20 protein-coding genes and 1 riboswitch are annotated in these 20,009 nt (G+C 45.3%); of the genes, 7 read left to right on the top strand and 13 right to left on the bottom strand.

Features of this window, described 5'->3' with window-relative positions:
* Positions 1-193 precede the first annotated feature (193 nt).
* Positions 194-514: a WGxxGxxG family protein gene (locus JGK07_RS14960; RefSeq protein WP_293185898.1), complete on the bottom strand. Its 321-nt coding sequence runs from the start codon at positions 512-514 to the stop codon at positions 194-196.
* A gap of 377 nt (positions 515-891) precedes the next feature.
* Between JGK07_RS14960 and JGK07_RS14955 the strand changes: the two genes are divergently transcribed.
* A complete protein-coding gene (locus JGK07_RS14955) occupies positions 892-1,536 on the top strand; it encodes a hypothetical protein (RefSeq protein ID WP_293151824.1) in 645 nt (214 codons plus the stop codon).
* Between the two features lie 20 nt (positions 1,537-1,556).
* Positions 1,557-2,318 (top strand): pentapeptide repeat-containing protein, encoded by a 762-nt coding sequence (locus JGK07_RS14950; protein ID WP_293185900.1) that lies wholly within the window; start codon positions 1,557-1,559, stop codon positions 2,316-2,318.
* Between the two features lie 265 nt (positions 2,319-2,583).
* Here the strand turns inward: JGK07_RS14950 and JGK07_RS14945 are convergent, their stop codons facing one another.
* Complete coding sequence (locus tag JGK07_RS14945; RefSeq protein WP_293185901.1) at positions 2,584-3,108, bottom strand: hypothetical protein; 525 nt, start codon at positions 3,106-3,108, stop codon at positions 2,584-2,586.
* Between the two features lie 84 nt (positions 3,109-3,192).
* Between JGK07_RS14945 and pyrE the strand changes: the two genes are divergently transcribed.
* Entirely contained in the window at positions 3,193-3,768 is a 576-nt protein-coding gene (gene pyrE / locus JGK07_RS14940; RefSeq protein WP_293218208.1) for an orotate phosphoribosyltransferase, read from the top strand.
* Positions 3,769-4,344: 576 nt separating this feature from the next.
* Positions 4,345-5,631, top strand: coding sequence for a DNA (cytosine-5-)-methyltransferase (gene dcm / locus JGK07_RS14935; RefSeq protein WP_293211446.1), 1,287 nt, complete (start codon positions 4,345-4,347; stop codon positions 5,629-5,631).
* Positions 5,632-5,676: 45 nt separating this feature from the next.
* On the opposite strand, the gene thiC is transcribed toward dcm, so the two are convergent.
* The 6 genes from thiC to JGK07_RS14905 all read right to left on the bottom strand — a co-directional run bounded on the left by thiC (position 5,677) and on the right by JGK07_RS14905 (position 12,967).
* Complete coding sequence (gene thiC, locus JGK07_RS14930; RefSeq protein ID WP_293185905.1) at positions 5,677-7,050, bottom strand: phosphomethylpyrimidine synthase ThiC; 1,374 nt, start codon at positions 7,048-7,050, stop codon at positions 5,677-5,679.
* An 8-nt stretch (positions 7,051-7,058) separates the two neighbouring features.
* Positions 7,059-7,155, bottom strand: a riboswitch (TPP riboswitch).
* 235 nt (positions 7,156-7,390) lie between these two features.
* Positions 7,391-8,236 carry a Uma2 family endonuclease gene (locus JGK07_RS14925; protein ID WP_293185906.1) on the bottom strand — a complete coding sequence of 282 codons (846 nt, stop codon included), beginning with the start codon at positions 8,234-8,236 and terminating at the stop codon, positions 7,391-7,393.
* A 96-nt stretch (positions 8,237-8,332) separates the two neighbouring features.
* Positions 8,333-8,893, bottom strand: coding sequence for a Uma2 family endonuclease (locus JGK07_RS14920; RefSeq protein WP_293185907.1), 561 nt, complete (start codon positions 8,891-8,893; stop codon positions 8,333-8,335).
* Positions 8,894-9,063: 170 nt separating this feature from the next.
* A complete protein-coding gene (locus JGK07_RS14915; RefSeq protein WP_293185908.1) occupies positions 9,064-9,624 on the bottom strand; it encodes a Uma2 family endonuclease in 561 nt (186 codons plus the stop codon).
* An 88-nt stretch (positions 9,625-9,712) separates the two neighbouring features.
* Positions 9,713-11,794 (bottom strand): tetratricopeptide repeat protein, encoded by a 2,082-nt coding sequence (locus tag JGK07_RS14910; RefSeq protein ID WP_293242432.1) that lies wholly within the window; start codon positions 11,792-11,794, stop codon positions 9,713-9,715.
* 303 nt (positions 11,795-12,097) lie between these two features.
* Positions 12,098-12,967, bottom strand: a complete 870-nt coding sequence (locus JGK07_RS14905; protein WP_293185910.1) for a 6-carboxytetrahydropterin synthase — start codon at positions 12,965-12,967, stop codon at positions 12,098-12,100.
* A 102-nt stretch (positions 12,968-13,069) separates the two neighbouring features.
* On the opposite strand from JGK07_RS14905, the gene JGK07_RS14900 reads away from it, so the two are divergent.
* The 3 genes from JGK07_RS14900 (at position 13,070) to JGK07_RS14890 (ending at position 15,028) form a co-directional block, all read left to right on the top strand.
* The gene (locus tag JGK07_RS14900; protein ID WP_293225916.1) at positions 13,070-13,249 is read left to right on the top strand and encodes a hypothetical protein; all 180 of its coding nucleotides are present in this window, start codon (positions 13,070-13,072) and stop codon (positions 13,247-13,249) included.
* A 140-nt stretch (positions 13,250-13,389) separates the two neighbouring features.
* Positions 13,390-14,889, top strand: a complete 1,500-nt coding sequence (locus JGK07_RS14895; protein WP_293225918.1) for a cyclic nucleotide-binding domain-containing protein — start codon at positions 13,390-13,392, stop codon at positions 14,887-14,889.
* Positions 14,879-15,028: a hypothetical protein gene (locus JGK07_RS14890; protein ID WP_293211452.1), complete on the top strand. Its 150-nt coding sequence runs from the start codon at positions 14,879-14,881 to the stop codon at positions 15,026-15,028. The genes JGK07_RS14895 and JGK07_RS14890 overlap by 11 nt, the downstream gene beginning before the upstream one ends.
* Positions 15,029-15,070: 42 nt before the next feature.
* Here JGK07_RS14890 and JGK07_RS14885 read toward each other — a convergent pair whose 3' ends face one another.
* From JGK07_RS14885 to JGK07_RS14865, 5 genes are all read right to left on the bottom strand, one after another.
* Positions 15,071-15,751: a J domain-containing protein gene (locus tag JGK07_RS14885; protein ID WP_293191502.1), complete on the bottom strand. Its 681-nt coding sequence runs from the start codon at positions 15,749-15,751 to the stop codon at positions 15,071-15,073.
* 752 nt (positions 15,752-16,503) lie between these two features.
* Positions 16,504-17,466, bottom strand: coding sequence for a cysteine synthase A (gene cysK / locus JGK07_RS14880; protein ID WP_293199050.1), 963 nt, complete (start codon positions 17,464-17,466; stop codon positions 16,504-16,506).
* A gap of 160 nt (positions 17,467-17,626) precedes the next feature.
* The gene (locus tag JGK07_RS14875; protein WP_293185915.1) at positions 17,627-18,067 is read right to left on the bottom strand and encodes an Rrf2 family transcriptional regulator; all 441 of its coding nucleotides are present in this window, start codon (positions 18,065-18,067) and stop codon (positions 17,627-17,629) included.
* Positions 18,068-18,282: 215 nt separating this feature from the next.
* The gene (locus tag JGK07_RS14870) at positions 18,283-19,119 is read right to left on the bottom strand and encodes a hypothetical protein (protein ID WP_293185916.1); all 837 of its coding nucleotides are present in this window, start codon (positions 19,117-19,119) and stop codon (positions 18,283-18,285) included.
* Positions 19,120-19,319: 200 nt separating this feature from the next.
* Positions 19,320-20,009, bottom strand: a 690-nt coding sequence (locus tag JGK07_RS14865; protein WP_293199053.1) for a hypothetical protein, incomplete at its 5' end; no start/stop codon positions are given.

Here is a 20,009-nt window from a genome sequence, read left to right as displayed (position 1 = left end):
AGAATCATAAAATTGTAAGTTATTTAATTCTCATTCCTGAGGACTAAAGTCCTCACCACGAACCAATTGATTGCCGATCGTATCCAATAAAAAAACCTCACAGATGGAGGTTTTTTGATGATTGTTGGCGCTATTCGGACAGGTTAAAACATCCTGTCCCTGCATCATGCCCACAGCCCGTTATACCCTAGTATTAGCGGTAATCTGTACGAACTGCTGGATCGCGATCGCCAGTTGTAGTGGTATAGCGGACATTTTCTTCGCGTTTGCGGGGCATTAAACCGAGCAAACCGGATAAGCCGAGCAAGCCCAACCATCCCCAATCAAAATCGCGATCGTTCTCAGCACTGTAGACACCAGAGCGAGGAGTAGTAGTGGTAGTGGTAGTATCTCTGCTGTTAGTACCCGGAGTTGTATTTGTCTGAGCCGAAGCAGGCAAGTTAGCTGGCACAATGGCTAGACCAGCAGCGATAATACCTGCACCGATTGCTTTGGATAAGTCAGAACGTTTCATAATTCAAATGCTCTCTGTTGGCAAAAATCTTTAACTATCATCACTATATCGATCGCCTTTCAAAGTTAAATCCACCTGTAGCAGTAAAGATTGATTAACTCCAGCTATTACTACAGATTGATATCAAATTTTTAGTGGTCATACGAAATTAAACATAGCTCGCAAAGCCCAAAACGTCACTTCGAGGGGTGTATCTCATATCGTTTCCGGCCGCATCGGTATTGTTCAAACAGTCAACCGTCAACCGTCAACCGTCAACCGTCAACCGTCAACCGTCAACCGTCAAAAATCATACAGACAATGTACTGTTGACAAAAAAAGGTAAACTCAGATATTGCACAGACAACAAAAGCTCGATCGACGGAGATTAAAACAAATTGGGAATAGAGCTACGCAGCTACGTATTTCTAGACAACTTGCAGCCACAGCACGCAGCATACATAGGCACTGTCGCCGCCGGATTCTTGCCACTGCCGGGGGATGCGTCGCTGTGGATAGAAATCTCCCCTGGCATCGAAATTAACCGAATTACCGATGTCGCCCTCAAATCAGCCTCCGTGCGCCCTGGAGTGCAGATAGTCGAGCGCCTGTACGGCTTGCTGGAAGTACACTCGGGCCAGCAGGGCGAAACCAGGGCCGCAGGCAAAGCAATTCTAGAATTCATCGGAGTCCGTAGAGAAGAATGTATCAAACCGCGAGTCATTTCCAGTCAAATTATTCGCAACATCGACCCCCACCAAACCCAATTAATCAACCGCAGCAGGCGCGGACAGTTGCTGCTGGCGGGACAAACGCTTTACGTCTTAGAAGTAGAACCGGCCGCCTATGCAGCGCTGGCAGCCAATGAAGCAGAAAAAGGTGCATCTATTAACATCTTAGAAGTTCAGGCTGTCGGTAGTTTCGGACGGCTTTACCTCGGCGGAGCAGAACGAGATATTATAGCAGGTTCCCAGGCAGCAATTGCGGCGGTGGAAAGCGTATCTGGTCGCGAAAATCCAGCAATTTTTGGTCGCAAGGAATAGGGGTTATAGGAGATGCAATTATGGCAAATACACAGCATTTAGCGCTGCTAAAAAAAGGTGCAGTTACTTGGATTGAATGGAGAAATCTCAACCCAAACCTCGAACCGGATCTGAGCGAAGCTAACCTCGCTGAAGCAAATTTTAGAGGTGCGTATCTTGGGCGGTGTAACCTTTTTAAAACAGACTTGTTTAAGGCTAAATTAATTACAGCAAACCTTGCTGAATCTAATCTCAGTTTAGCAAATCTTGCTGGAGCACAACTCCTCGATACTAAATTAGTTAAAGCTAATTTAACGGGAGCAAATCTCCGAGCGGCCGACCTCCGGGGGGCAGATTTGAGCGGGGCTAATTTAATTGGGGCGGACATCAGTGGTGCGATTCTCCAACAAACCGATTTAGGAGATGCGAATTTAATCGGGGCGGCAATGTTTCGAGTTAATGCGATCGGCGCGAACCTCAATCATGCTAATCTCAGTCAAGCCAATCTCAATCAAGCCGAATTGATTGAAGCACATTTTTACGCAGCCAATTTCTCTAAAGCTAACCTCGGGGAAGCTCACTTCACGGGAGCATATCTTTTTAGGGCAAATCTTAGTTTTGCGGACTTGAGTGCTGCCGATTTCCGCTGGACAAACCTCGGTAAAGCTGATTTGAGAGGGGCGAATTTGACAGGGGCAAATCTCAGAGGAGCCAATTTGGCTGGAGCTAATCTCGACGGCGCTCATTTGCAAGGGACAATCATGCCTGACGGCAGCATAGTTTCACAATCAGTAAGTTCGTAGTGAGGACTTCAGTCCTTTCTGTGAGTTTGAGTAAATCAGGACTAAAGTCCTTACTACAAACCAATTTTCTCATCGCTAATCAAGGTTCGTAGTCAGGACTTCAGTCCTTATCTGTGAGTTTGAGTAAATCAGGACTAAAGTCCTTACTACAAACCAATTTTCTCATCAGTAATCAAGGTTCGTAGTGAGGACTTCAGTCCTTATCTGTGAGTTTGAGTAAATCAGGACTAAAGTCCTTACTACAAACCAATTTTCTCATCGCTAATTAATTTCCACGAGCCGGTGATACATTGTACAGTCCTCTAACCGGGCCTGGTACTGCCTCCGACTCTTGCTGCTGCCGCGGTACAAACGGTTCTTGGACTCGGCTCCCAGGAGCGAAACAGCCGCTCGGTTGAGGTGCTACCTGGCAGGCTGCGGGCAAGGCCATAACTGAGGCATCAAAGGGATTGGTGGCATCGGGAACGCGAAGAATAGGGTCGCTGGAAACCTGCCGCTGCATTACTCGTCGGTAGAGGCCGCTGACGCGACTGGCATCGCGCTCGATTTCTTTTTCGGGAAAGGCAACTACGCCGCTGGGGGAACCAATTCCTAGATAGTCGCCCATGTAACCTTGCAAGCTGACGTTGTGATAAAAGTCTCCTGAAGCTTCAAAGAATTGTCGGTTGAAGTTGTCACCAACGGGGCTAAATCGGGCTGTATCTGCTTGAGCAGGTTTGACGGATGCCAGTGCGGCAGAGGCGACAGCGAGAATCAACGCACTGCTGAGGCTTTTTAACTTTTGACTCATAAATTTCAGCTTCTAGATTAATTACGGTTCCAATATAGACTGATTATCGGCGGATTATTTGCGTTTTCTACAAGGTGTTAAGTTATGGATGCTGCTGATTTAAAGGTGTTGCGCGATCGACTTTTGGATTTATTGTGCGAGTTTGCGTACCGCGAGGGCGACTTTGTGCTGTCTTCGGGGCAGAAAAGTTCTTATTATATCAACTGCAAACCGGTGACTTTGCACGCTGAAGGTGCTTTGGCGACGGGGCGCGTACTCTTCTCGATGCTGCCACCTCAAGTGCAGGCTGTGGGCGGTTTGACGTTGGGTGCTGACCCGATTGTAACTGCTGTGAGTGTGGTTTCGGCTCTGGAAGGTCGATCGATTCCGGCGCTAATTGTCCGCAAAGAGACGAAGGGACACGGGACAATGGCGTATATTGAGGGGCCTGTGTTGCCCGAAGGGACGAATGTGGCGGTGTTGGAAGATGTCGTAACGACGGGTAAGTCGGCGATGCAGGCGGTGGAGAGGCTGCGGGGTGCTGGCTATAAAGTCGATCGCGTGTTGTCGCTGATCGATCGAGAACAAGGTGGAGCTCAATTATATCGCGAGGAGGGATTGGATTTTCAGGCTGTTTTTACGATCGCCGATCTCAAAGAATGGATTAGTAGCAAGCAATAGGTAAAAGTGCGATCGCCAATCTCCTAGCCTAAAAAATCGCGTCAACTGCCGCCGAACATTTAATAGCGAGAACGGCGGGCGATCGCATCAAATTCACAGCACTCATTACCACAGACAACCCAAAATGTCAACTCACAATTACAGAAGAACAGTTGAAGAAATCCGTGAGTTAGCTTCGATGTTTTCGCCTTCCGACTTATCTCAAAAGGAAGCATAACTCAGTGTTATACCAAAATTGATAGAAACTCAAGATCAATTTATTGCTATTCTTAGCGTCACTGTTTCAGAGTTAAGCGGATTATTTCAAATAGTAAACTCTTCAACACTTTCAGGAAATATGTTCCTGAAGGATTTAATTGTACTGGCGGACTTTGGGGGAGAAATGATAAAAAGATATCCGCTCAATAAATAGGGGTAACAGCAAAAAAGAAGGTTCACAATCTAGGCACAGCATGGTAAAATAGTATCCGCTCAATAAATCGGGGGAAATCACTTAATGATGAGACTCAAACATCGCAAAATCGTTTCCAACACGGTACTCTACCCCGATTTATTGAGCGGATACCTAAAATCGCCATGCAAAAAATCCGTTTCATTGACTTATTCTCAGGAATAGGCGGCATGAGATTAGCCTTTGAAGCCGCCGCACATTCCTTGAATCTGGAAACAGAATGCGTATTAAGTAGCGAAATCAATCCCGATGCTCAATTAGTCTACCAGACCAATTTTGGCGACACACCTTCAGGCGACATCCGACTAATTGACCAACTTCCAGAACATGATATTTTACTAGCAGGATTTCCTTGCCAATCCTTCTCCTACGCAGGCAAAAAAGCAGGCTTTGGAGACACCAGAGGCACACTATTTTTCGAGATTGTACGGCTGATTGACACTTTCAAGCCTCAAGCATTTATTTTTGAGAATGTGCGAGGACTCGTCTCCCACGACAGCGGACAAACCCTAGAAACTATAAAAAGCGAAATGACCGATCGAGGTTACAGCTTCGATTACTTTATACTCAACAGCTCCAACTTTAGTTTACCCCAAAACCGCGTCCGAGTTTACCTAGTAGGAATTTTAAATGCTTCGCCCCAATTTGGGTTAATTTCCGACTTAGGCCCAAAAGATTCCCATTCCTGCAACCATCAACAGTTATCCTTATTTTCCCCGTTGAGTAAACCCGTCGCAGTTGCAGATATTTTGGAAGACAATCCAGACCAAAAATATGATTGCTCGCCAGAATTTGTCAAGGCATTGAAACCAATCGTTAACAATGATTTAAATCGCTTGCACGGAATCCGATTAATCGACTATCGTGGCGGCAATTCGATTCATTCTTGGGAATTGGGTTTGCGAGGCCAGTGCAGTTTAGATGAAATTGAGTTGATGAATCGTTTTATATTGAAAAGGCGCAATAAAGAATTTGGACATCACCAAGATGGGAAGCTTTTAACTAAAGAACAAATCGCTACTTTTTTCGCTCATCCCAATCTTGATGAAATTCTGGATTTACTGGTTGCCAAGAAGTACCTACAGCGCAACAATGATTTGTATAAACCTGTATCGGGTAACTTTTCCTTTGAAGTCTATAAATTTCTAGATCCGCAGAAGATTTCTGTAACACTTGTTGCCAGCGATGCAAATAAATTAGGTGTTTATCACAACCATAGAGTCCGGCGAATTACTCCCCGCGAAGCCGCACGGTTACAAGGTTTTTCCGATAGTTTTGTACTGCATTCCAATGATGATAAAGCTTACTATCAACTGGGCAATAGCGTCAGTATTAATGTGGTAAAAGCTGTGGCGAAAGAAGTTATGCAGAATGTTTTGTCATCTACCAAACAAAAAGTTAGTGCCTTTTGAATTGGGAAGGGTGGGCGAATTTATCCGCCCGCCCTAGCAATATAGTTAGCTTAGCGCTACAGGTTCCTTAGCAAGAAATTTCTCCAACTCAGTCAAAGCATCGGCATCAACCTTAGTCTGCATCGGACAGAACTTAGGCCCGCACATCGAACAGAATTCCGCAGTTTTGTAGATATCTGCTGGCAAAGTTTCGTCGTGATATTCCTTTGCTCTTTCAGGATCGAGCGATAGCTCAAATTGACGGTTCCAATCAAAATTGTAACGCGCTTTGGAAAGTTCGTCATCGCGATCGCGCGCACCCGGACGGCCGCGCGCGATATCCGCAGCGTGAGCCGCAATTTTGTAAGCAATCAGCCCGTTTCTGACATCCTCAGCATTCGGCAATCCCAAGTGTTCCTTAGGAGTCACGTAGCACAGCATAGCAGTACCGTACCAACCAGCCATCGCCGCCCCAATCGCTGAGGTAATGTGGTCATATCCTGGTGCAATATCAGTCACCAACGGCCCCAAAACATAGAAAGGAGCTTCCGAGCATTCCTCCATTTGTTTCTTGACATTAAACTCAATTTGATCCATCGGCACGTGGCCAGGGCCTTCCACCATTACCTGCACATCATGTTCCCAAGCTTTGCGAGTTAATTGTCCCAAAGTTTTGAGTTCAGCTAATTGAGCTTCATCCGACGCATCGTGAGTGCAACCGGGGCGCAAAGAATCTCCCAAACTAAACGAAACATCATATTTCTTGAAGATTTCAATGATGTCGTTAAAGTGAGTGTAGAGAGGATTTTGTTTGTGGTGGTGTAGCATCCACCGCGCCAAAATTCCGCCACCACGAGAGACAATCCCAGTCAGCCGATTTTTCACCAACGGCAAATGCTCAATCAGAATTCCGGCGTGAATTGTTTGGTAATCTACGCCTTGTTGAGCGTGTTTGTCAATGATGTGCAGGAAGTCATTCGCCGTCAGACTTTCCATATTACCGTGCACGCTTTCTAGAGCTTGGTAAATTGGTACAGTGCCGATAGGAACTGGTGAAGCTTTGATAATCGTAGTACGAATTTCATCCAAATTGCCACCGCCGGTGGACAAGTCCATCACGGTGTCAGCACCGTATTTAACTGCTAGTTTAAGCTTGTCAACTTCTTCTTCCATATTGGAAGAGTTCGGAGATGCACCGATGTTAGCATTGACTTTGCATTTAGACGCAATGCCGATCGCCATTGGTTCCAAATTCGTATGATTGATGTTAGCGGGAATAATCATCCGTCCCCGCGCTACTTCGGCGCGGATCAGTTCTCCTGGGAGATTTTCTCGCTTAGCAACAAAGTCCATTTCCTCAGTAATGACACCTTGACGGGCGTAGTGCATTTGAGATACGTTGCTGTGACCCTGACGCTTAGCGATCCATTCGGTACGCATATCTTAATGTCCTTCATAAACAGCTTCCCTCCGCTGGTATTACCCAGACTCAGGTTCTAAGGGTGTTTTCTCAGCCCGGATCTGCGGGCACCCCTAGCTTTAGGCTTATGATACTAGCACTTACGTTGGGCAAAGATTAAATCTTTATAAAAAATTCCACAAATATATAATTTTTCAAGAATTTTAAGAATTTTTATTAAAAATTAAATATCTTTAATTTTGCAATTTATCAATGGTCGTAAAGCGCAGCTATCCCATAGGTAATCGTCCTTTCCCAATTTATGATATTTCTGTCATAAAAAAAGAGCGATTACCCAGAATTCAACAACTAACAAAACAATCACAATTCATCGGGATTAATGCCCATTTGGCGCAACTTTTCTGCCAAACGATCTGCCCGAAGTCGTTCTTCGTCAGCGCGAAGGCTTTCTTGTTGAGCGCGAAGGCTTTCTTGTTGAGCGCGAAGGCTTTCTTGTTGAGCGCGAAGGCTTTCTTGTTGAGCACGTTCCTCCCCTATTAATAACAAATTGCCTTCACTATCCCACCAACGCAACCAAGGCAAATTCATCTCATCATATTCCCCTTGCCAGATTCCCAATTCAACTCCAAGCTGTGGAATCGGATAGCGCCCGCGATCGTTCGGACTCAGGCGCTGATAGCGGTTGTCTTCTAAATGATACATTTCTACAGCCGCTTTTTTCACTTCATAAATCCCGTAAAAAGGAATGCGGATCGCCTGTTCGTAAACCCAGAATTTGCCAGGTTTTTGTTCTGGTTGTTCTTCTCTATCTGGGTCTGGCGGTGGAGTTCTGTCTCGTTCTTCTGAACCGTTCCCCGACACAAATTCAATTGCAATTAGCGGTGCAACGTATTCTTTCCACAATACATAGGAACGCCTCACCTGACCATTTAAAAGTGGCGGTACATTGGGGACGTAAAACCAATCTGGTGCTTCGGCGCCGCGTTCGGGAGGGTCAGTTAAACGCCAATAAATCCCGCAATCTTGACCGATGCGGTACCGTCCGTCAGGGTGAATTTTTTGCAATACAGGCCGCAGGGAATCGGTGAGAATAATGCTTTGAGGCAGTTCTTGAAAGTTTTTCACAAAAGTACCGTCAGACTCTGGCAGTTCGGTGTGGTCTGGGAGATGGGTGACTCCCAATTCAAATGGTTTAGCAACAGTCATAAAACTTTCGCTGATTTGAGGAGTTAAATTAATTATATAGTAAGTCTAAGGTTTTGGTAATTGGGAGTGGGAATCGAAAATAAGATAAAAGTCAGCCTAACCCAAGATTAAATCAATACTCACTACAAAATCGGGAAAAGCCAGCGGCGAAATTTGTTGTCCGCGTTCAAACTTTTGTATTGAAGTGTAGCCATTTATCGTCGGCTGGCGGTAAACTTCCAAACAGTTTTCCTCAAGATCCCACAGCCATACTTCCTGAATTCCAGAACGCGCATAATTAGGAACTTTGACATCGCGATCGAAATCTACAGTGCTATCTGAAACCTCTACTAAAAGCAACACCTCTGATGGTATTGGATGCGCTGTAGCGTAGTAGTCAGAACGAGGTTGCAGCAAGACAACATCCGGTTGAGGTTCAGTCCTTTCTGTCAACTGAATTGGATCTTGAACACCCAAAATAGCACGTCTTCTCTCCAGATCGGAGAACATAGCGATCAGACGCTTTACACAACTTGCATGACGAGTCCCAATTGCTGCCATTTCGATAATTTCTCCTTCGATCAATTCGACTCTGTTATTTTTATTAAAAACACCTACTTTAATCATCAGGTGATATTCTGGCACTGTAAATAGCCGTCTTTTCATTTCAACAGACATAACTATTCTCCTTTTTTCGCAGTTAGTTTAAGCGGGAGCATCTCTATTTTGCAAAAAGCATTTTTTTTATTATAGTGCGAGCTTAAGAGCTCGCGATTTGTAGCATACGCGAGCGGGGACAGCACTATAAATGCAAAACTGAGATGCTCCCGTTTAAGCTTACTATTTTTTTAACCCAAGATTAAATCAACACTCACTGTCAACTCAGGAAAAGCCAGTGGTGAAACTTGTTGATCGCGTTCAAATTTTTGCACTGAAGTGTAGCCATTTGCGGTGGGATTGCGGTAAACTTCTAAACAGTTTGCTTCCAAATCCCATAACCATACTTCCTGAATGCCCGATCGCGAATAATTCGGTATTTTCACATCGCGGTCATAATTAACGGTACTATCTGCTACCTCTACCAGCAGCAAAACATCCTCGCTATTTGGCAGGGATTCTTCATAAAAATCAGCGCGACGCTGTACTAAGGCAATATCAGGTTGAGGTTCTGAGTTATCATTGAGGCAAATAGGATTTTGCACCCGGATGATAGCACGTGTTCGCACCCGATCGCCAAAAAACTCTGCCAGGCGATCGACACGGGCGGCGTGGCGCCTACCAATTGCTGCCATTTGGATAATTTCTCCTTCGATAAGTTCCACTCGTTCGCGATCGCTAAAAACACCAGCTTCACTCATCAGGTGATATTCTTGCACTGTAAATAGCCGTCTTTGCATTTTCACAGACATAACTATTCTCCTTTTTTAGCATTTGGCATAAGTTTACCATTTTTGCCAAAAATATTCCAATACAGCTCAGTTGCGCTGTACCTTACAACTAACTCTCCGAAGATTCATCGGATTGTGGCTGGTTTTGAGTATCTTTTTCACCGGCCACAAATCCTTCTGTATCTTGTTTTAATTCTGAGGCAATTGTGCCTCGATCGCGCCAAGCTTCGGCATTTTCTGGCTTGATAGCAATGGCTCGATCGTATGCTGCCATTGCTTCTTCGTAGCGCTTTAATTGCGACAAAGCTGTACCGCAGTGGTGCCAAGCATCGTAGGATTCTGGCTGAATTGCGATCGCCTTTTCGTAAGCTGCGATCGCTTCTTCATGGTGCTGCAATTTTGCCAAAGATTCGCCTTTGCCAAACCAAGCTTCGTAACACTTGGAATTAAGCGTGATTGCTTGGGAGTAAGATGCAATTGCTGCTTCGTGTTGTGATAGTTTGTCGAAAGCTGCGCCTCGGTTGTGCCAAACTTCAAAATCCTGCGGTTTAATGGCAATTGCTTTGTCGTAGGATGCGATCGCCTCTTGATGGAGCTGCATTTTTCCCAGCACGGCGCCTCTATTGTACCAAACTTCGTATTTGTCGGCCCGGATATCGAGAGCCCGATCGTAAGAAGCAACAGAATCAGCGTAGCGGAGCAATCTCCACAGCATATTACCTCGATTGTACCAAGTCTCGTATCTCTTGGGATTGAGCTCAAGAGCGCGATCGTAAGAATCGACTGCGGCGGCGTACTGCTGTACTTTACCCAGCATCGCACCTCGGTTGTGCCATATTTCGCTGTCGGTTGTTTTGATAGCCAGGGCGCGATCGTAACTGGCGATCGCCTCTTCGTAATGCTGCAATTTACCCAACAAAGCTGCTATGCTGTGCCAACAACCGTATTTTCTCGGCTCGCTCGCACTTGCTCGCTCGTAACAGGCGATCGCCTCTTCGCACCTCTGCAATTTTCCCAGCAAATTCGCTTTATTGTACCACGCTTCGTAGTGATCCGGTTTAATTAATATTGCTTGGTCGTAACTGGCGATCGCCTCTTCATGACGCTGCAATCTAATTAACACATTGGCGCGCCAATACCACGCCTCATCCGCATTCTTGTTCGTTAAAATAGCTTTTTCTACGCAGGCTAATGCCTCATTGTAATTGCCCTGAAAATAAAGCTCTTCGACTTGCTTTATACAATCGTCAGCAATCAAATTTTGTCCGTCACTAGCAGGTGCTGTTGCAGAAGTTTGTGCATTATTTAACTGCCGCTGAGGTGCGAGTTTGACAGCTTCTTTGGCAACAATTGCCGGAACCTGGGAAATTTCCTGAACAATTTGAGATTTTTTCTCGTCAACTTCTGTTACCAACACTTGCAGGCGCATGATAAATTGAGATTTGAGAGTCTCAATTTGCTCGACAGAAGATTTGGAAAGTTCAGTTTCTCTAGTTAAAAAATCAAGTGATTGTTTAGCTGCACTCATTTGTGCCTCTAATTCATCCCTCATTTTTTGAGTCAGTTGGCGAGAGTTGAGCAACTCTGATTCCAACACACCAATGCCGTGCAATCTTTGATTGGCGTCAGCAACCAACTGTTTGACTACCAGCCTGCGGATCGCCCAAAAAAAGGCGATTGTCACCGGTGGCAAAATAGTACCCAGAATTAATAAAATATTCAGCAGAGTTATCGTATTATTAAAACCATATCCAGTTTCTGCACTGCCAGTCCGTGGAGAGAAAAAATCGAAAGCGTCGCGAACTTGGGGACTGCTTTTAACCCCAGTTTCGATTAATTTAGCCAGCCATGTTTCTTGTAAAGATTGAGTCAGTTCATCGGTGGCTCTAGCAGCAGGATTTGCCTTGGTTTTAACAGCAGGAGATAATTCAGCGCCGGCCGCTGCTACCAGCAAACCAGTCTGCGATTTTACCGCAATTCGTGGGGAAAATTGTTCGTCGGCGATCGTCTCGGGCGCGCTCATTGACTCCGCCGGACGAGAGACTGTATTATTTATGGCATCAACAAAGTTGCTGGCCTGCGGTGTCTCACCAGAGATGGGAGGTGCAGCCGGAGCGGCGTTAGTTTGAGCAGTTACATTCTGGGATGCGAGGGCGGCCAGAGTCAAGAGAGCTACATTTGAGACTCGCATAAACGTCAACTCACCTAGGAGAAATTAGTGTTGTTTGTCAGCAGATCGGGCGATCGACCTCATACTCTCAGCAGTGACAATAGCTTTGATGAGGAATTCTGGGTTACTATCTCCAAAATACGGGCTGCGTCTGACTTGTCAGGAAAAGTCCCAATAATACTCGCCACATAACTTGTGTCAAAGAACACTTTCTCGCACCTAATCCGCCTCCAATCATCCTCGGAATCATCGGGGCGGCTTCACCAATCTGCACAATTTGCCTCATATCCGCCTAAACCGCCCCAACTGATCCGATTTGTACCTCTAAACCGCAGCTAAAACTGCTGACTGTTGCTGTTGTACCGTCGCTGCATCTAAATCGGCACCGTAAATTTCGCAGCTATTATTCGGACTTTCAATCAGCTTAATCTTGTGCAACTCAGCGCCCAATTCCCGTATGGGCGATCGCAACAATTGCCCGATCCGAACCGCAATATTCTCCGCCGTTGGCACAACCTTCTCAAAATAAGCAATATCCTTATTTAAAAAAGTGTGATCGAAAGGTTCAACAACATAATCATCAACAGCTTTTTGCAAAGCTCCCAAATCAGCAATCATCCCAGTCCGCGCATCAATTTCCCCTTTAACAGTCACCTCTAAATGATAGTTGTGACCGTGACCGTTAGGACGAGCACATTTGCCATAAATTTCCGAGTTTTCTTCAAAACTTAAATCGGGACGAGCCAACCGATGGGCGGCACTAAAATGAGTGGACAGAGTTAGATAAGCTTCCATGCCATTTCCTAAATATTCAGCCCAAAGTTCCGGGTGTTCAAACAATTGAATTTTGCTCACAGGCAAATGAGGAGCTAGCCGCAGCCAAATTTGCCGTGCTATGTTTTCGGTAGTTGGCAGAGTCTGCCCAAATTCCGGCCATGCTTCGTTAAGGTAAGAAAAATCGAGATCCTTGGTAACTTCCCGCTTGATGACGTGTTTGACATCAGACAGGTTGAGCACCATGCCGTACTCGTCGAGTTCTCCTATCATGGAAACGTAAAGAACGTAATTGTGTCCGTGTCCCGGTGCGCGGGCAGTTGGGCCAAACCGTTCAAAGTTCTCGGCTTCGCTCAACTCCGGCAGCCAGTACCGGTGACTCGCCGAAAACTGTGCCCGACGATTGATGATGCACTGCATAAAAGTCAAGTAAGGTAAGCTTGTTAAGTTCTGTAAAGGACTTACTTCTTAAGGATAAACTAATTTTTGCTGGAATTTTTCGATAATTTTAGGGTGCTGCGAATGAATTTCTACCAATTTTTGAGATATTGGCAACACGTTGCCTCACCAGCCGCTGGGCTGATTTTGGACGACAACACAGATATCACCGGCAGAAAATACCGCTACAAAACAGTTTCTCGCCATCAGTTGCTTTTCCATCAGTTAAGAATCTTTGAGAAAGTGCGATTCCCAACAGGGTAGCTGCGCTTGACGACCTTTTTGCAACACAGCGCACTCTACACTTCGGGTTTTTCGCATAAACTCTGCCACAGTCAGGAGTTTGCGGTTCAGTTGCCAGCAAAACTAATCATCCATCACCAATTACTCATTACCAAATCTTAATGAATTGGATTACTGAACAAGCCGATCGCTTTTTTGAAAATTTGTATGGTGCGATCGCAACTCCCCTATTTTATATCGGGGACACTCATCTGTCCATTAGTGCGATCGTCAAACTGATAATATTAGCTATATTAGCCTTCGTTATAGCTCGTCTCATCAGTGAAGGAATCAAACGCAGCCTGCTAGTTAGGATGGGATTGGATCGGGGCAGTCGAGAAGCAATTTCCACCATCATCAGCTACATCTTAGCAACCCTTGGCTGTATATTCGTCATGCAAGGTGCAGGGCTCAATCTCACCTCTCTGACAGTCTTAGCTGGCGTCGTCGGCATTGGTTTCGGCTTCGGCTTGCAAAATCTCGCCAGCAACTTTATCAGCGGTCTGACCCTACTATTTGAGCAGCAAATTCGAGTCGGAGACTTTATTGAGATTGACCATTTATTAGGAACAGTTGAAAATATTTCCATCCGTTCCACAATTATCAAAACAATCGACGGACTATTTGTAATCATACCAAACATCAAGTTTGTCGAAACCAACATTATTAACTGGAGTTATAGAGACCCCAGATGCCGCGTCCACATCCCCGTCGGCGTTGCCTATGGAACTGACCCAGTATTAGTTACAGAAGCACTGTTAGTCGCTGCGAGACTGGAATCGAATATCTTATCACATCCTTCTCCGAAAGTTTGGTTTCGCGGGTTTGGAGATAACGCTTTAGATTTTGAACTTTTAATTTGGATTGACCAGCCACAGAAAAGCGATGAAATTAAAAGTGCGGTCAACTTTTTAATAGATTATGAATTGCGCCACCGCAATATCGAAATCCCATTTCCCCAGCGGGATTTGTGGCTGCGGAACCCGCAAGAGTTAACCAAACATTTTCACGATCGCAAAGACGATCATTCAAACGGTCAGGTTTTCCCCCAGAATGCCAAACATTCAGCCGAACTCAAATCTAATTCCACCGTTTCCGAGCCTAAAAAGCAAGGGGTTAAATCCCCTAATAATTGGACGCTACGAGATTTGTTGCGGCGAGTAACTTATTTTGAACAGTGTACAGATGTAGAACTGCGGCAGTTAATTGAATACGGCTACCGACAACTTTTTCCAACAGGACAGATTGTCTGCAATGAAAATGACCCTGGCGATTCTTTTTATATTATTCTTTCTGGTTCTGTAGAAGTTCTTTCTCAAAAAGCCGATCAGTACATTGCGACGCTTCACGAGGGCGAGTTTTTTGGGGAAATCTCTTTGCTGTTGGGAACTCCGAGAACGGCGACTGTTAAAACTAGCGAAGATGCAATTTTGTTTGTGGTGGAACGCCACGACTTGCAAAAACTTTTAACAGAACAACCGAATTTGGCAGATCAGATTGCTCAAAAATTGTCCGAACGCCAGCAAGCTTTGAGAGATTTGGGATTGTTAGAGGGCGACTCTCTGGAACAAACTCCTTTTATTAAAATCCGGAAGCGAATTCAAGTTCTGTTTGGAATTTGACATTCAGAACTCATTGGGAATTGGGAATTGGGAATTGGGAATTGGGAATTGGGAATTGGGAATTGGGAATTGGGAATTGGGAATTGGGAATGAATTAGAAGTTATTTGTTATTTGTTATTGATAGCCCGCAACAAATAACCAATAACAAATAACCCATAACCAATAACCATAACTTCTTCACTAACTTCTAATTTTCAATTCCTCCTGTGCTTCCCGCCGCAGTCTAGCAGCAATTCTAAACAGTTCTTGACCTGTGTGCAAATGGCGATCGTCATAATTGAGGGTAAATAAATGCAATTCTTCTATGCCATCTCCCACTTGATTGATGCAGTAGTAAAGATGGGCCGCAACTCCGGCTACATTAGATGGATTGGGCATCACCCTCAGAAAGTCATTAGCTTTTGAAAGAAAATCGCGACAGGTTTCGATATAAGCTTGAAACTTTTCGATCAGTTCATCATCGAACGGATCTGCTGACAATTCGTTTATTTCCTTTTTCAGCGGCTTCAAGATGTTGTTGAGTATTCGATTGACTGGTTTGTATACTTTAATCAGCCACTGTTCCATGTGTTCGTCGGCGTCCCGCGCTGCTTGTTGTCGCTGGCGGGTGACGTTTGGTGCGTAGGGCGATTGCTCTTCGCTGGGCTGGGAGATTTGGCGATCGTAAGATTGTCTTTGCTGGGCATCTCCTAATATTTCATAGGCTGCATTGAGGCGGACAATCTCTTCGTGACCGGCTGTCGCACTCTGGCTGTCTGGATGAAATATTTTGACTAAACGGCGGTATGCTTGTTTAATCTCGGCTTGGGTTGCGGTTGGGCTAATTTTTAGGGTTTTGTAGTGATTGGTAACAGAAGACACGCTATTATTTCCTTGAAATCTGGATAATCTGCGAAAAAGTGCTTGACAAAAATATCATTATTTGCTAATATACCAAGTATTTATACGATATAAATGCCAGCAATTTCAGGTAAAAAACATCTGCTTTTAGAGTATCATAAATATATTAAAAAAGAATCTTAAAAAAAACATTCATACTTTTGAAATGGCAAGCGGATTAACATTGGCGACTTACTACAGCAGAAGTCAGCAGGCTTGAGTTCAATATGTCGCAAGCCCAAAATTCATCTTAGTAAAGGAATCTCAAGAAGCGGAATGGGATTCAATTTAAGCTGATACTAATGGCAGCATAAATAGAGCTATAAAAGTAATTCCTGACTTCATGAAGGGAATAGAGGGATTGCAGTTTATTCCTGTATTTTTAGGAATGTGCACTAAAATTACCAACGTAGATGTCTAACATTGACTACTTTTGGGTAGCCTTGTCTGGGTTTTTACGAGCGGTTTGTACAATGCGAGAATATCGTAACCGTCAGGGCGATTGCTCGATCGCGATCGACAATAGACTTGAATTGCAAAAATCGGAAAACACCCTGAAATTATCTGCGTTGCATCGTCGGTTGCATCTGTCTGACATCTGCGCTTGAAGGATCGATCGAAGACTTATGCAATCTTGTCTAATAATCTATCGCAATTTTTTCATCTCAAAAGCCAAGCAGGGCGTACATTCTACGCCCTGCCCTCAGTTTCTGCAACTCGCGCCGGAGGCTAGTTTAGTTGACAGCCACCGCCAGATTCAGTTCTGGATCCTGGAACAAGGGAGTGCTGAGATAGCGCTCGCCGAAGCTAGGCTGAATCATCACAATCAATTTACCTGCATTTTCAGGACGCTTGCCGACTTTCAAAGCTGCACACAGTGCCGCACCGCTGGAAATACCGGACAAAAGTCCTTCTTCTCTGGCTAAGCGGCGCCCGTAGGCGATCGCCTCGTCATCGGTAACAATGATCACTTCGTCGATCGCATCAACATTCAGCACGGGCGGCACAAAACCAGCACCAATACCTTGAATTTTGTGAGGCCCGGGCTTTCCGCCCGACAGAACTTGACTGTTTGCTGGTTCAACTGCGATCGCCTTAAACTCGGGTTTCCGGGACTTAATCACCTCTGCAACACCAGTAATCGTGCCGCCAGTGCCGACTCCAGAAATCAGGAAATCCACCTCGCCGTCGGTATCTGCCCAAATTTCCTCAGCCGTTGTCGAACGGTGAATGTCCGGGTTGGCTGGATTCCGAAACTGCTGCAACATATACGCATTCGGAGTTTTGTCTACAATCTCTTGAGCGCGCCGAATGCAGCCACTCATGCCTTCTATGCCGGGAGTCAATTCTAGTTGAGCTCCGTAAGCTCGTAACATCGATCGACGTTCCGTGCTCATCGTATCCGGCATGGTCAAAATCAACTGGTAGCCCTTTGCGGCCGCCACCATTGCTAGAGCAATTCCGGTATTGCCAGATGTCGGTTCTACTAAAACCGTTTTCCCGGGAGTAATCAGCCCTTCTGCCTCGGCTTGATTCACCATATTGACACCAATCCGGTCTTTTACTGATGCTGCCGGATTCATGCCTTCGAGTTTGACTACAATCCGAGCCAAGCAGCCTTCGGCTTGGGGAATGCGGTTGAGTTGCACCAGGGGTGTGTGCCCCACCAATTCTGTAATGTCGCCAGCAATACGCATAATCTTTGTCTGCTTGTTGTTGAAAGTAAATGTTAATTCCTAGTTGGCAATATTAAGCTATTGCGTATTGAGATTTAACTTTTAGGGCTGGCTCTCTCGCCTACCGCACTGATTGTTTGAAAAAACAGGATTTTGAAAATTAGACGCGCGTCGGCTTAACCTAGATGTAATACATAATATTGAGCTGCCGTCTGCCATTGCGTTTTTCGCACAGATCTTGTAGCGTATATTTTTGCAACACCGAGTTGGCGATCGATCGCGCTTCTTGCCAAACTTCCCAAATCACAGCACTTTCTACAGTTTGAGCAGGCGAGTCTTTTTCAGAGCGATCGAAGTCTGAGCCTTCGAGACAGTTGATAATTTCGAGCAGTGTAATTTTCCACGGTTCCCGCGCCAAGATATAACCACCCTTAGCTCCTCGCTGGCTGCGAATCAGCCCGCAGCGTCTCATGGTAGCGAGCAACTGTTCTAAATATCGATCGGGAATATTTTGCTGAGCAGCTATCTGGCGAATTTGCAGGGGTTCGCCCTCATCGTAGCAATCGGCCAGCTCCAGCAAAGCTAAGATTGCGTATTCGCTTTTACAGGAGAGTTCTACCATAGTTGCACTTGAAAGTACCAGAATTCTCAACTCCGAAGTCAGATTTTAGAATCATTCTCAATTTTGAGTTCCAAATTCTCACTCCTCACCTTTGATTATACTCCGGTTCTCCACTAGAGTTTACTGACTTCCATCAATTCCTTGCAAAAAAGGCTCGCAGGGCGATCGTATGTATCGCTCATTAATCCACAGTCTTATCCTCGTGGTGGCTTCCGTCAAGCACTCTCATCTACAGTATAAAAGTCAAGTAATGATGGAACATCAAAGCAGGGAAGTTCAACTTGCAAATACTTATCTCCACATAGATTCTCTGGTTTACCATCTCTATACATAATAAGAGCTTGAGCCTGCGCCCACATCGCCACTTCTTTTCGTTCCATGTCATTGAGTCTAGAGGCAATTGTTTGCAAAGCTTTCAAAGTCAGCGCTTGATCGAGTACCCCCGAAATCATTGTCATTTCATAACAATGTTCCATATATTCGTAGGGAATCTGCTCGTATGGGGGGGGCGGAGCGACACGCTTCAAATGCTGGTAGATCTCGGTTCTGCGATCGAAATCCACCAATTCCTCAATCAAAGGCAATATCGGCACTAAGACGGCGGGTGGAGGAATTTTTCTGTGATACTTACGGGAATTTGGTGAAAAATAGGCAATCCGAAGAGTTATTCCCCACTCTCTCATCGCTCTTTCGGCTTCAGGACAGAAAAAATGAAACCTGACCCATTTCTCTAAATCAAGTACCACATTCCGTCCCATCTGCTGTGCCAGCAGCGGTAAAGCCTTGGTCACTATCTGCCGTACAAGCTCGCCTCGCTCCCCATGTGTGCCTGTCCAATCCCTCATACGATAGCGAGTCTCATGCTCAATAAAAGCCTGGGTATAAATTGACTCCCAGATAGATGGTTGCTCTAATAGAGCATTTGGCAATCCTAACAGCGGTAGGAAAGGAGCAGCCCACGGTAAAGTGGGTAAAGACAAAGCTTCCAAATACTCCGAGCTTTCAGTGTCTTTCCAAGAAAAATCAAGTTCCAAACAGTTTAGTTTTGTCATAAATGATCGTGTCTATCAAGGCTTAGAACGTAACTCTAACCCCAGAAGCCTTGCAATTATTTCTAATGTAACCAGAGCAGCTCCTGCTACCCCTGCTCCTACCCATAAAACACTGTATTAAGCTGNNNAAAAAATACAATTTAGATGTAGAACAGCTTATCACTCATTAATCCAAAGTCTGATCCTCGTGGTGGCTTCCGTCAAGCACTCTCATCTAAAGCAGAAAAGTCAAGTAATGATGGAACATCAAAGCAAGGTAGTTCAACTTGCAAATACTTATCTCCACACAGATTCTCTGGTTTACCATATCTACTCATAGTCCGAGCTTGAATCTCCGCCCACATCGCCACTTCTGAACGTTCCGTGTCGTTGAGTTTAGAGGCAATTGTTTGCAAAGCTTTCAAAGTCAGCGATCGATCGATTACCTGAGATAGCATTAACTCTTCATAACAATGCTCCATATATTCGTAGGGGATCTGCTCGTATGGGGGGGGCGGAGCGACACGCTTCAAAGCGTCTTTAATCTCGGTTCTGCGAGCCAAAGCTACCAGTTCAGAAATCTCTGGTAATATTGGCTCTAAGACGGCGGGTGGAGGAACTTTTCGAGGATAACGACGGGACTTTGGCGAAATATAGGCATACCTAAGAGTAATTTGCCACTCTGTCATCGCTCTTTCGGCTTCAGGACAGCATTCGTGAAACCTGACCCATTTCTCTAAATCAATTGCCACATTCCGTCCCATCTGCTGTGCTAGCAGCGACAACGCCTTCGTGACTATCTGCCGTCTCAGTTCGCCCCGCTCCCCGTCTGGACTTCCTGTCCAATCTCTCAGACGATAGTCAGTCTCATACTCAATAAAAGCCTGGGTATAAATTGACTCCCAGATAGA

It is taken from the genome of Microcoleus sp. PH2017_24_DOB_U_A (genome assembly GCF_020738205.1).
Taxonomy (GTDB): Bacteria; Cyanobacteriota; Cyanobacteriia; order Cyanobacteriales; family Microcoleaceae; genus Microcoleus.
The sequence above is the reverse complement of the archived record's forward strand: the minus strand, read 5'-3'. Positions and strand labels throughout refer to the sequence as shown.

Bases quoted from the DNA above. Each gene is read 5' to 3' on its own strand.
- JGK07_RS14960 (WP_293185898.1), bottom strand. From the start codon at position 514: ATGAAACGTTCTGACTTATCCAAAGCAATCGGTGCAGGTATTATCGCT.
- JGK07_RS14950 (WP_293185900.1), top strand. From the start codon at position 1,557: ATGGCAAATACACAGCATTTAGCGCTGCTAAAAAAAGGTGCAGTTACT.
- JGK07_RS14945 (WP_293185901.1), bottom strand. From the start codon at position 3,108: ATGAGTCAAAAGTTAAAAAGCCTCAGCAGTGCGTTGATTCTCGCTGTC.
- pyrE (WP_293218208.1), top strand. From the start codon at position 3,193: ATGGATGCTGCTGATTTAAAGGTGTTGCGCGATCGACTTTTGGATTTA.
- dcm (WP_293211446.1), top strand. From the start codon at position 4,345: ATGCAAAAAATCCGTTTCATTGACTTATTCTCAGGAATAGGCGGCATG.
- thiC (WP_293185905.1), bottom strand. From the start codon at position 7,050: ATGCGTACCGAATGGATCGCTAAGCGTCAGGGTCACAGCAACGTATCT.
- JGK07_RS14925 (WP_293185906.1), bottom strand. From the start codon at position 8,236: ATGACTGTTGCTAAACCATTTGAATTGGGAGTCACCCATCTCCCAGAC.
- JGK07_RS14920 (WP_293185907.1), bottom strand. From the start codon at position 8,893: ATGTCTGTTGAAATGAAAAGACGGCTATTTACAGTGCCAGAATATCAC.
- JGK07_RS14915 (WP_293185908.1), bottom strand. From the start codon at position 9,624: ATGTCTGTGAAAATGCAAAGACGGCTATTTACAGTGCAAGAATATCAC.
- JGK07_RS14910 (WP_293242432.1), bottom strand. From the start codon at position 11,794: ATGCGAGTCTCAAATGTAGCTCTCTTGACTCTGGCCGCCCTCGCATCC.
- JGK07_RS14905 (WP_293185910.1), bottom strand. From the start codon at position 12,967: ATGCAGTGCATCATCAATCGTCGGGCACAGTTTTCGGCGAGTCACCGG.
- JGK07_RS14900 (WP_293225916.1), top strand. From the start codon at position 13,070: ATGAATTTCTACCAATTTTTGAGATATTGGCAACACGTTGCCTCACCA.
- JGK07_RS14895 (WP_293225918.1), top strand. From the start codon at position 13,390: ATGAATTGGATTACTGAACAAGCCGATCGCTTTTTTGAAAATTTGTAT.
- cysK (WP_293199050.1), bottom strand. From the start codon at position 17,466: ATGCGTATTGCTGGCGACATTACAGAATTGGTGGGGCACACACCCCTG.
- JGK07_RS14875 (WP_293185915.1), bottom strand. From the start codon at position 18,067: ATGGTAGAACTCTCCTGTAAAAGCGAATACGCAATCTTAGCTTTGCTG.
- JGK07_RS14870 (WP_293185916.1), bottom strand. From the start codon at position 19,119: ATGACAAAACTAAACTGTTTGGAACTTGATTTTTCTTGGAAAGACACT.